Origin of the sequence: Pedobacter sp., assembly GCF_037719805.1 — a bacterium.
Taxonomy (GTDB): domain Bacteria; phylum Bacteroidota; class Bacteroidia; order Sphingobacteriales; family Sphingobacteriaceae; genus Pedobacter.
In genome coordinates this window covers 101,618-113,288 of the sequence record NZ_JBBJLZ010000002.1, presented here as the reverse complement: position 1 = coordinate 113,288, position 11,671 = coordinate 101,618, and the positions used below count along the sequence as shown (strand labels likewise).

Genomic DNA, 11,671 nt, shown 5'->3' with positions numbered 1-11,671 from the left:
TTGAACTTAAACAAACGAAAATGAAATTATCTACAAAATTTATGGCGTCTGCAGTAGCTGCAGTTGCACTATTCTTATCAACAAATGTTAATGCACAAGAATCTCGTAAGTTCGGGATTGGTCTAAGTCTTGGAGTACCGACTACAGATCTATATAGTTTTGCAATTGGCGCTGACGCTCGTATGCAATTTGACGTGACTAAAAGATTATCAGTTCCTGTGGCAGTAGGTTACAATCATTATATCGCTAAAGATGATGTTGCTGATCTTCATGACTATGGATACATTCCTGTAAAAACTGGTTTGAAATACTTCTTTGACCCAAGTGGATCTGGAGTTTATGCGATGGGTGAAGTTGGAGCTGCTTTCGGAGTAACTAGCGATGCAAAAACAACATTCCTTTATGCGCCAACAGTTGGATACTCGTTTAGTAACGGACTTGACTTAGGTGTAAGATATGAGAACACAGGCAAAGGAGTAAATGCTTTACCAAATACTCAAATGGGCCAAGTAGCATTACGTATTGCTTACGGTTTCAAACTTTAATACGAAATCAAGAGATGCCTTGAGTGCTACTATGCGTTCAAGGCATTTTTTATATCTATAATTATTGTTAGTGTCTCTAAAAAAATATTTATTTCTTCTTTTTTAAAAACCGCCCGGAAGTTTGCTTCGTAAATATAATAAATAACAATCCAATATTATCAACCTTATAAATTGAATCTTATGAAAACTATTACAAAAATTCTTTCAATCGCTGCAGTTGCATTGACGATTGGTACTACTAGTGCAAGTGCACAATCTATGGAACGCACTACTGGAGTACGCCTTGGTTTCGGCCTTAATGGCGGTGTTGCGGAAAAGGGCTCTCCATTTGAATATGGTGTTGGCGCAGATGCAAGACTTCAATTGGACCTAACTAAGGAGCTTTCACTTACTGCTACGGGCGGCTATACTCGCTTAATGGCTAAAGACAACATGGGTGATGATTATGATTTCATTCCGGCTAAAGGTGGTGTTAAAATATTTCCGATAGGTAACATGTATACCATGGGTGAGATAGGTGCTGGTTTTGGAATTAAAGACGGCTCTAAAACATCGTTAATCTTCGGTGGTGGAATCGGTTATGAATGGAATGGTGGAGTAGACATCAGCGCTAGATATGAAGGTTACAGACAAGATAGTTCTTCTAGCACTTACAGACCTCAAAATGGACAATTTGCTTTACGTATAGCCTACGGATTTAAATTGTAACACTTAATTATCATATTCTATTTAAGCCTCTGATTTTTCAGGGGCTTTTTTAGTTATTTAGATTTAAAATAGTAATTTAACAGAAAAACAGCTTGGCGGGCTTTACAACCAAATAAATAACACTATTATGAAAAGATTTCTTGCGGCAGGAATGCTAATGATCCTATTTTCGTGCAGCAACTCTCAGCAAAAAGATACTGCTTTAGCTAGTGATACTGCTGCGGTACCTGGCGAACAAACGAGCGCTGTTAATTTAGTTGATTCTAAAGCTCAAACAATCTACAACGATTACATCTCTTTAAAGAATTCTTTGGTAGCCACCAAATATGAAGAAGCGCAGCAATCAGCGGAGAAACTTAAAGCAAGCCTTTCCAACTACCCTGGTTGTGAAAACACCGCATTAATTGCCGGAAAGATCTTTACTGCTAAAGATATTCCGGAGCAACGTAAGGAATTTACCTTATTAAGCTCAGACGTTATTGCAATGTTCAAACATACTGACCTGACTAGTGGTTCTATCTATGTTCAACACTGCCCAATGGCGAACAATGGCAACGGCGGTGATTGGCTATCATCTGAAAAGAAAATTCAGAATCCGTATTACGGAGATGAGATGTTAGAATGTGGAGCTGTTTTAGAAACAATCAATTAGAAGTATTATAATTTAAATTTAGAATATATATATGTCAGATATTGTAGAAATTAAGATTGATGGTAAGGTGTATGAGTTTCCTGTAGTAACAGGAACAGAAGGGGAGAAGGCCATCGACATTTCAAAACTGAGGGATTTAACCGGGCACATCACATTAGATTTTGGTTACAAGAATACCGGCTCAACAAAAAGTGCAATTACCTTCCTTGACGGAGAGCAGGGGATACTTAAATACCGAGGTTATCCTATTGAAGAACTAGCTGCCAAATCGACGTTTTTAGAGGTTGCTTACCTTTTGATCTATGGAGATCTTCCAGCTAAAGAAGAACTTGACGGTTTTCAATCAAAGATCAGAATGCATACGCTGATTCATGAGGATATGAAAAAGTTCCTTGACGGATACCCTTCAAAATCTCACCCGATGGCTCAACTGGCATCACTCGTGTGTTCTTTATCTACATTTTATCCAGAATCTTTAAATGCAAATTCTTCTGCTGAAACCATGGATCTAACCATGATTAAGTTGTTGGCTAAGTTTCCTACAATTGTTTCCTTTATCTACAAGAAGTCGCTAGGTCATCCACTTATTTATCCTAAGAACAAGTACGACTACGTAAGTAACTTCCTCAACATGATATTTGGACAACGGACCGAAGAGATCGAGATTGATCCGGTTGTTGTTACGGCAATGAACACCTTGCTGATCCTGCATGCTGATCATGAACAAAATTGCTCTGCATCAACGGTAAGAATGGTTGGTTCTTCGGACTGTAATCTTTATGCGTCTGTTTCTGCAGGCATCGCTGCATTGTGGGGGCCACTGCATGGTGGCGCAAACCAAGCGGTAATCGAAATGCTGGAACTCATCAAAGAAGATGGTGGAGATACAGAAAAATGGATCAATAAGGCTAAGGATAAAAATGATCCTTTCAGAATGATGGGCTTCGGTCACAGAGTATATAAGAACTTTGACCCAAGAGCAAAGATTATTAAGAAAGCCTGTGATGATATCCTTGAGAAACTCGGCATAGATGATCCGGTTTTAGAGATAGCAAAAAAATTGGAGGAAGCCGCGTTAAGTGATCCTTATTTTGTTGAGCGTAAACTTTACCCAAATGTGGATTTTTACTCAGGTATAATCTATCGAGCATTAGGATTTCCTACGGATATGTTCACCGTGTTATTTGCTTTAGGCCGTCTTCCAGGGTGGATTGCTCAGTGGAAAGAGATGCATGAAAACAAGGAACCAATTGGTCGCCCTCGTCAGATTTATACAGGACACACGAATAGAGAATTCGAAGCTATTGAAAACAGATAATAGCATTCCGCTTAATAAAAAACCCGTTTCATTAATAATGAGGCGGGTTTTTTATTAAGTCATCATGAAATAGATGAGATTTCGAATTAATGCTTCAGTCAGATACAAAGAAAACGCATACAAAAAGAATAGACTTATCATCTTCCCAATTGTTTTACCTTTAGACCTTTTGTAGAAAACTCTTAATCCCGTATACAAATACCAGCATACCCATACAAATATTCCGAATCCAAGCGCGGTTCCCATAAAAGAACCAATTCCAAAAATGTATTTGATAACCGGGTATGTGACGATGGATACAATAAAGTAAGCAGTCATTCCATGAATAGTAAAAATCAGATGATCCAGGTAATAAATGTGATTCTTCCTGAAGTTTATCATAATAAAGAAGGCCAGTAGAGGCATGAGAAGAAAATATTGCTTAGGTTCATATTTCTTCACTTCCTCACCGATTGTCCAGTTGCCTTTAGCCGACTTAACATTAACCTTTATGTCCTGTTTTTTAAGTTGGCGCTCGAACCAATTGTCTCGTTCTGCCTCTGGTAAATGCTTTTGTCTGAAAAGGTACGAGTCATAAGTGCTGTCCCGCCTTTTTTCATGAACCCGCTCCAGCGAAGTGATCAAATCATTTAGCGACTTGGAACTGGACGAATCAGGGCGTATTTTCCTGAGACTATCGAGATATCTACCTTGAGCAGCGAAACTCATCATGTCATACTGATACTTAACCCCTTCAATTTTTGCTCTGTCAAGGACATACTTAAGTTCACCTTTTAAATTACCAGCCTTATCAACCCTTGTCTGAACATTATCAAGTGAAGCTGCGGTCACAGCCTTTGCCTTTACGTTGTCTTTCTCGGTATGCTCTTCCCTCGCAGCAGGAACAATTAAGAAATAGACGATAGATACAAAAATATAGAGATTAACCGGGTTTATATATCGGGCCCTCTTACCTGCGATATAATCCAAAGTCACCATTCCTGGCTTCGTTAACAGGGGAGAGATGGTTTGAAAGAACTTTGAATCGAAGTGAAAGTAATGGGCTATGCTATGCCCGATAAAGCCCCAGAATGATTCCTTTAGCTCAATATTTGGTTGCCCACAGTCGCTGCAGTAGTGCTTTTCTACATAGCTGCCGCAATTCAAACAAATGTGTTCTTTCCTATACTTTCCGGTTGACATAAAATTCTAGTGATTCATCGCTTTGATGGCCTCGTCTTCTGCCCGGTTATGCTTGTATTTAAATATGAAAGGAAATACCAATGCAAGGACCAAGGTATATGCTGAGAAGGTTAGCCATATGTTATGCCAGTCCTTGCTTTGATCCGCGAAAGTAAAGAACTTCTCGATGATCAAGCCGCTAGCGAAGCTCCCAAACAATGCTCCAAACCCGTTTACCATCATCATAAACAATCCCTGGGCACTTCCACGCATCGTTTGATCAATTTGTGTTTCAACAAATAAGGAACCTGAAATGTTAAAGAAGTCAAACGCCATTCCGTAGATAATGCAGGATAGGACAATCATCCATAAACCCCCGGCCGGATCAGCAAAAGCAAACAAGCCAAACCTCAATACCCAAGCCAGCATACTAAAAAGCATCACGTACTTGATGCCAAACTTTCTGAGAAAGAATGGTATAGCCAAAATAAACAGTGTTTCCGAGATCTGTGAGATAGACATTATAATTGCCGGGTATTTTACTGCCAGCAAATCTGTATAAGCGGGAATGTTTTTGAAGTCATGTAAAAAGGTATCGCCGTAGGCATTGGTCAATTGTAATGCTGCGCCGAGAAACATGGAGAACAGAAAGAACACCGCAAACTTTCTTTGTTTGAACAACGTAAAGGCGCGTAATCCTAGGGCATCAACAAAGGTTTTCGTCTCAATCTTGTTTGCCAAAGGAGGGCATTTGGGTAGCGTAAAGGAATAGATGCCTAATATTAACGATACTGCAGAAGCGATGTAGAATTGATTGGAGGAAGCCTCGTTGCCGGACAAGCTTACTACCCATAAGGCAGCGATAAACCCAATTGTTCCCCAGATTCTAATTGGTGGATAATCTTTGACCACATCCTTGTTGTTACTTTTAAGCGCTGAGTACGCTACCGTGATGGATAAGGACAGCGTAGGCATGTAAAAGATCATATTCAATAGGATGACCCAGAAGAAGGTTGTCGGATTGTCTACCAGGGGCAAGCAAAAAAGAACTATTGCACCAAGAATGTGCATGGTTCCGTACAGTTTCTCGGCATTTATAAAGCGATCGGAGATAATTCCTGTAATTGCTGGCATAAATATCGAAGCAATACCCATTGTAGAGAAGATCACTCCGAATTCTGCCCCTGACCATTGCTTATTTTGGAACCAATAGACCCCAATAGTTATTAGCCATGATCCCCAGATGAAAAATTGCATGAAATTCATCAGGGTCAAGCGAAACTTAACGTTCATAATTGTAGTTTAGTTTGAAAATAGCAAGTAATGGCTGAATATAGTACTGTTTCAAATAGGAACCTTATTCGGATTTATTTCTTTTGTTGATCTCATCCCGTATTCTTGCAGCTTTCTCGTAAGCTTCCTCAGTTATTGCTTCCTGAAGTTTTTGCTGCAGCTCTTCGGTACTCCAATCTTTGTAACCCGAAGACGGAATCGACGTGGTGATGTCTTCAGAGCCTTGTTCTTTCGGAATATTGTCCATATTCTCTAGAAATAGTAAGTCGTTGCCTTCAATCACAATCCCTGCAGAGGAAAGGATGAATTCATAAGTATAAATTGCAGCATTGAACCGAACCGCTAATGCTATGGCATCTGAAGTTCTTGCATCAATTTCTTTGGTGTTCTCTCCATCACTACAGATTAGTTTTGCGAAGAAGACTCCTTCAACAAGGTTATATATCAGTACTTCCTGGATTTGTATGGCATAAGCTTCGGCTAAGGTTTTAAACAGATCATGCGTTAGTGGCCTCGATGGAGTCATTTGCTCAATCTCAATCGCGATTGCCTGCGCCTCAAATGCACCAATAATTATTGGCAGACGTCTTCTTCCATTCACTTCCCCGAGAACTAAAGCGTAAGCGCCAGACTGAGTTTGGCTGTAGGACAAACCTACAATGTCAAGTTTTACTTTTTTCATATTAAGATGAGCCGCTGTCAGGACAAGCCTAAGCAGCGGCTTATGTTTACCCTTTATGGGATTTTAAGGCTTCAATTAACTTTGGAACAACGTCAAATGCATCTCCAACAATGCCATAATCAGCTACTTTAAAGAAAGGAGCCTCCGGGTCTTTGTTAATTACAACAATGACTTTTGAAGAGCTGACTCCAGCTAAATGCTGTATTGCTCCAGAAATACCTATAGCGATATAAAGATTCGGACTAATTGCGATTCCAGTCTGACCTACGTGTTCAGAATGTGGTCTCCAGTCTGCATCAGAAACTGGCTTGGAGCAGGCCGTGGCCGCACCAAGAAGAGTTGCTAACTCTTCGATCATTCCCCAGTTCTCCGGGCCTTTTAAACCACGTCCTGCTGATACCACCAATTCTGCATCGGGCAATGATACCTTATTTGTTGCTCTTACGATCTCCTTTACGATGGCATTAAGATCAGTTGATTTAATAATAGGACTAAAAGCTTCAACTGAAGCTTCAGTCGCACTTTCTTTTACGCCAAAGGCATTGGGGTTCAGTGCAATAACCTTCTTCTCAGATAGAAGTTCGGTCGTTGCAAAAGCCTTACCGGAGAAAGCGGTCTTTTTAACCAGGAACTTTCCACCTTCCATAACAGGAAGCTCAACTGCGCCGTCGATTAAGCCGGCCTCAAGCTTAACAGCTATTCTTGGTGCAAGTCCCTTTCCAGAGAAAGAGTTCGATAATACTACGATGTCTGCAGACTCAGCTTTAGCTGCTTCTACAATAATAGATGCATAAGCCTGATTGACGAACTTTTGCAACTGCTCATTCGAAACATTGAGGACCTTTGATGCGCCATAGCTCCCTAATAATTTTAATTCTAACTCTTCAACGTTTCCTATGGAGATTGCTGTTAAAGTGGTGCTTTGTTTATCTGCAATGGCTTTTGCATAAGAAACTGCCTCAAATACAGATTTCTTGAATTTACCATCGACTTGTTCTACATATACTAAAACTGACATACGGTCTTTTAAGATTTAAAATTGATGAACTTTAAATGACTTTCGCTTCCTGATGAAGAAGGTCAATTAATTTAGACGGATCCTCTGCCGGAACTAATTTAACGGTTCCCCGGGGAGGAGGTGTTTCAAAATTGCTAATTTTTACTACTTCAGCAACAGGCTTTGCTTCTAGAACCTGCAAGGGTTTAGTTCTCGCAGACATGATCCCCCGCATATTAGGTATTTTAGGTTCGGCAGTACCTTCAGCACAACTCGCCACAAATTTACCGGTAACGGTGATCACTTCTTTTCCACCTTCTATTTCACGGTCAATCGTAGCCGTAGATCCGTCATATTCAAGTTTCTTTATAATTGAGATTGATGGGATATCCATAAATTCTCCAATCATAGCAGCTACCTGTGAGCCATTATAATCGATAGACTCACGTCCACACAAGATCATATCGAAATCCTGTGTCTTGGCATATTCAGAGATTTGATAGGCCACATAGTATGCATCCCTTGGGGTAGCATTGATCCTAACGGCATCATCCGCTCCAATCGCCAGTGCTTTCCTAACGGTAGGATCAGTCTGACTTTCTCCTACGTTTACTACAGTCACGGTGCCTTTACCACCTTCACATAGCTCAATCGCTTTAGCTAGCGCGATTTCATCGTAGGGGTTAACTATAAATTGCACACCGGCAGTATTGAATTGTGTATTATCGCTGGTAAAAGTTATTTTTGTCGTTGTGTCGGGTACATTACTGATACAAACTAATATCTTCATACGTTTAATATTTATATAAAAGGTTATTCATAAGGTGAGGTGCCTTCAAGACTCCGATGCCTTTGTGCAAATCTACTTAAAAAAGCAGGGATAAAAAATGCAAAGTACCCGATTGGCCAAGTTATTAGAATTTTTAGAAAGTGACCCCAATGATCCATTTATATTATATGCACTTGCTACTGAATACAATTCATTAGCCAATGCAGAGAAGGCTTTTGCCTATTATTTAAAGCTGGTTGCAGAACATCCGGAATACGTTGGAACTTACTATCATCTTGGTAAACTGTACGAGAAAACCGGCGATCTGGATGCAGCGATTAAAGTATATCAAAATGGGATGACCGCAGCAAGAACCAAAAGGGATATGCATGCATTTTCAGAGTTACAAGGCGCCTTCAACTCTGCATCCGGACTGGATTACGAAGACGAATAGTATACTATGCTTAACAGGAAGCACTTATTATTTTTAAGAGACGTTGTCTTCTTTACTCTTACGGCTTTTGGTGGTGCTCAGGCCCATCTATCTCTACTTTTGAGGTATTTTGTTAAGAATAACCGTTACATCTCAGAAGAACAATTGTTGGAGATCAATGCACTGGCACAGGTACTACCCGGGCCGGCATCTACACAAACCCTTGTTGGTATTGCCTACAAGGTTGGTGGCTTAAAACTATCACTGATTACCTTTTTAATATGGATCTTGCCCTCAGCTGCTGTGATGACCTTTGCCGCGATCAGCTATGCGCGGTTCGACCAAAAGCAAAAATTTTCTGAGATATTGGAATATATTCAGCCTATTGCCCTTGGCATCGTTGCCTATGGGGGATACATCCTTGCGCGCCGTGTGTTGGCCACCCAGGTGAGCATCTTTTTAGCAGTATCTGCCGCTATCTGTACCTTAGTTTTAAGAAATGCTTATGTGTTTCCAATGGCTATCCTGATAGGTGGAATGGTTTCCTCCGCCTTAGAAACTCCAAAAGAGGAGAGTGACATCAGAGTTAAATTGTTCTCAAACATCAACAGAAAAAAACTGATCTATTTCCTTGGACTCCTCTTGCTTCTGGCATTATTAGGAGCCATCATTAACAGAACTTCCCCCTTTAGCTTACCTATAAGGCTTTTTGAGAACTTTTACCGCAACGGCATTTTTATCTTCGGAGGAGGGCAGGTACTGGTGCCTCTAATGTTTACAGAGTTTGTACAGATGAAACAGTATTTGCATGCCTCAGGCTTCCTTTCTGGATTTGCACTGCAACAGGTATTGCCCGGACCAACATTCTCCTTCACCAGCTACATAGGCGCCCTGAGCATGAGGAACTTCGGCTACGGATTAGGAGGGCAAGTTCTAGGGGGCTTTGTGGCAGTAATAGGAATAAACCTACCAGGTTTGATCCTTGTGCTGTTTATTGTTCCCTTTTGGGATGATTTGAAGAAAATAGCCCGAATCAAATATTCGTTGTCAGGCATCAACGCTGTCAGCGTCGGCTTTATAATAGCAGCGTTTATCTTACTTGTCATTCCTATCCGACTGGATATTACGGCGATTGGCATACTACTGCTTACCTTTTTGATTCTAAACTTCACCAAAATCAGCCCTAGTATCCTCGTTATAGCAGGTATTTTACTTGGCTACTTTATATAAATCTCCGACTAAAACGGAGCATCTTCATCATGCATATCATCCATCCTTGAAGGCTTGATAATAACGTTTCCTGATGGTCTGTCGAAGTTCTGAGAAGGACTCATTCCTGCGCCTGCACTGTCCATAGAGAAGGAGGTTGGAGCTGCAAAGTTGTCTTCCAGATCGGTAAACTTTACATACTTTCCAATGAAGCGTAAAGGAACAATACCTGTTTCACCATTACGGTGCTTTGCAATGATGACCTCTCCAATTCCGGCTTGCGATCTACCTTGTTCATCTTCAGTGATCCCGTAATATTCAGGTCTGTATAAAAACAAAACCATATCTGCATCCTGCTCAATGGAGCCGGATTCACGTAGATCTGATAGCATTGGTCTCTTACCATTTGCTCCGGGTCTGCTTTCGACAGCACGACTCAACTGGGAAAGCGCCAATACCGGAACGTTTAGTTCTTTGGCAACAGACTTCAAGGCTCTTGATATACTACCAATTTCTTGTTCCCTGTTACCGCCACCACTTTGACCTTCACCTTTACCATGCATTAGTTGCAAGTAGTCGACGATGATCAGCTGAAGATCGTATTGTGATTTAAGTCTACGGCATTTAGCGCGGAATTCAAAAATGTTAAGTGCTGGAGTATCGTCGATCAATAGTGGAGCCTCAGTTAACGTACCTATTTTACTGTGCAGCTGTTGCCATTCCCATTCGGCAAGGTTTCCCTTTCTGATCTTCTCTTGTTCTATTTCCGTTTCCCCAGAGATCAAACGATTTACTAGCTGTACAGAAGACATCTCTAGCGAGAATACTACAACAGGTCTTTTAAAATCTACAGCAGCGTTACGGGCGCAGGTAAGTACGAACGCCGTCTTACCCATTGCCGGTCTTGCCGCGATGATCACCAGATCTGAAGGTTGCCATCCACCAGTTATCCTGTCCAGATCAGTAAAGCCGGAAGGTACCCCAGTTAAGCCGTCACTTTTTCCTCTCAATTCTTCAAGTGTAGCTAGAGATTGTTTAATAATCTCATCCATTTTCTGCGTATCTCTTCTTAAGTTATTTTGAGCGATATCAAACAGATTTTTCTCCGCATGGTCTAAAAGGTCAAAGATGTCTGTAGTGTCTTCGTAAGCACTTTGGATGATCTCAGAAGAGATTCTGATGAGTTCTCTTTGAATATATTTTTGCGATATAATCCGTGCATGATATTCAATGTTCGCCGCGGATGCCACACGATTGGTGAGGTTTGTGATATAATAGGCACCACCAACCATCTCAAGCAGACCAAGAGTTCTAAGTTCTGCAGTTACGGTAAGTATGTCGACAGGTTTTGACTTTTGAAAAAGACCTTGTATCGCCTCAAATATCTTTTTATGCGCTTCATGATAAAAGACATCAGGCTTTAAGATGTCAATAACGGTAGAAAGTGCATCTTTTTCAAGCATCAGCGCACCCAGCACAGCCTCTTCGAGATCGATAGCCTGAGGCGGTATTTTACCCAGCGTATTCATGGAAGTTGCTAATCTGCTCTTCCTTGCTGTGAAATTAGTTTTGTCTTGCCCCTGTGATCCGTTATCGATACTCATAGGTACAAAAATAGGCAAAAATTAAGTCCTGCCTAATTCTGTTTATACACATTCGCCAGTCAATAGTTTGATTGTTTTAACAAGGTGCGAAACCTTTTATAAAATTTATTAACAGCGAAATGTTGATAAGGGATTACAATCCTGCTATTATTGCCAGATAATAGTTCAGAATCATGAATTGAAGATTTAGGTGCTACTTCCCCTTGCACTACTTGCCGACTCACAGGTATTTCAGTGCGTATTCGTTGGGTAAACGACCCCTCTTGCCCAAGGAGTGTGCAATGATATACCTTGGAGTTC

Annotated in this window: 12 protein-coding genes; 6 read left to right on the top strand and 6 right to left on the bottom strand. The window is 40.8% G+C overall.

Translation table 11 applies throughout. The features are described 5' to 3' along the window. Positions 1-20 precede the first annotated feature (20 nt). The 4 genes from WKF66_RS05615 (at position 21) to WKF66_RS05600 (ending at position 3,223) form a co-directional block, all read left to right on the top strand. Complete coding sequence (locus tag WKF66_RS05615; protein WP_489673440.1) at positions 21-545, top strand: hypothetical protein; 525 nt, start codon at positions 21-23, stop codon at positions 543-545. Positions 546-725: 180 nt separating this feature from the next. Beyond that, positions 726-1,253 (top strand): hypothetical protein, encoded by a 528-nt coding sequence (locus tag WKF66_RS05610; protein WP_489673439.1) that lies wholly within the window; start codon positions 726-728, stop codon positions 1,251-1,253. Positions 1,254-1,380: 127 nt separating this feature from the next. After that, positions 1,381-1,905, top strand: a complete 525-nt coding sequence (locus tag WKF66_RS05605; protein ID WP_489673438.1) for a DUF3347 domain-containing protein — start codon at positions 1,381-1,383, stop codon at positions 1,903-1,905. A gap of 31 nt (positions 1,906-1,936) precedes the next feature. Further along, positions 1,937-3,223 (top strand): citrate synthase, encoded by a 1,287-nt coding sequence (locus tag WKF66_RS05600; protein ID WP_489673437.1) that lies wholly within the window; start codon positions 1,937-1,939, stop codon positions 3,221-3,223. Positions 3,224-3,277: 54 nt separating this feature from the next. On the opposite strand, the gene WKF66_RS05595 is transcribed toward WKF66_RS05600, so the two are convergent. The 5 genes from WKF66_RS05595 to WKF66_RS05575 all read right to left on the bottom strand — a co-directional run bounded on the left by WKF66_RS05595 (position 3,278) and on the right by WKF66_RS05575 (position 8,146). Beyond that, positions 3,278-4,405: a DUF3667 domain-containing protein gene (locus tag WKF66_RS05595; RefSeq protein ID WP_489673436.1), complete on the bottom strand. Its 1,128-nt coding sequence runs from the start codon at positions 4,403-4,405 to the stop codon at positions 3,278-3,280. A gap of 6 nt (positions 4,406-4,411) precedes the next feature. Further along, entirely contained in the window at positions 4,412-5,677 is a 1,266-nt protein-coding gene (locus WKF66_RS05590) for a nucleoside permease (protein ID WP_489673435.1), read from the bottom strand. Positions 5,678-5,741: 64 nt separating this feature from the next. Next, positions 5,742-6,359, bottom strand: a complete 618-nt coding sequence (locus WKF66_RS05585; protein WP_489673434.1) for a bifunctional nuclease family protein — start codon at positions 6,357-6,359, stop codon at positions 5,742-5,744. A 46-nt stretch (positions 6,360-6,405) separates the two neighbouring features. Further along, complete coding sequence (locus WKF66_RS05580) at positions 6,406-7,377, bottom strand: electron transfer flavoprotein subunit alpha/FixB family protein (RefSeq protein ID WP_489673433.1); 972 nt, start codon at positions 7,375-7,377, stop codon at positions 6,406-6,408. 31 nt (positions 7,378-7,408) lie between these two features. Then, positions 7,409-8,146 (bottom strand): electron transfer flavoprotein subunit beta/FixA family protein, encoded by a 738-nt coding sequence (locus tag WKF66_RS05575; protein ID WP_489673432.1) that lies wholly within the window; start codon positions 8,144-8,146, stop codon positions 7,409-7,411. Positions 8,147-8,243: 97 nt separating this feature from the next. Between WKF66_RS05575 and WKF66_RS05570 the strand changes: the two genes are divergently transcribed. Next, positions 8,244-8,579 carry a tetratricopeptide repeat protein gene (locus tag WKF66_RS05570; RefSeq protein ID WP_489673431.1) on the top strand — a complete coding sequence of 112 codons (336 nt, stop codon included), beginning with the start codon at positions 8,244-8,246 and terminating at the stop codon, positions 8,577-8,579. 6 nt (positions 8,580-8,585) lie between these two features. Next, entirely contained in the window at positions 8,586-9,788 is a 1,203-nt protein-coding gene (gene chrA, locus WKF66_RS05565) for a chromate efflux transporter (protein WP_489673430.1), read from the top strand. Positions 9,789-9,796: 8 nt separating this feature from the next. On the opposite strand, the gene dnaB is transcribed toward chrA, so the two are convergent. After that, positions 9,797-11,371, bottom strand: a complete 1,575-nt coding sequence (dnaB, locus tag WKF66_RS05560) for a replicative DNA helicase (protein WP_489673429.1) — start codon at positions 11,369-11,371, stop codon at positions 9,797-9,799. Positions 11,372-11,671 lie beyond the last annotated feature (300 nt).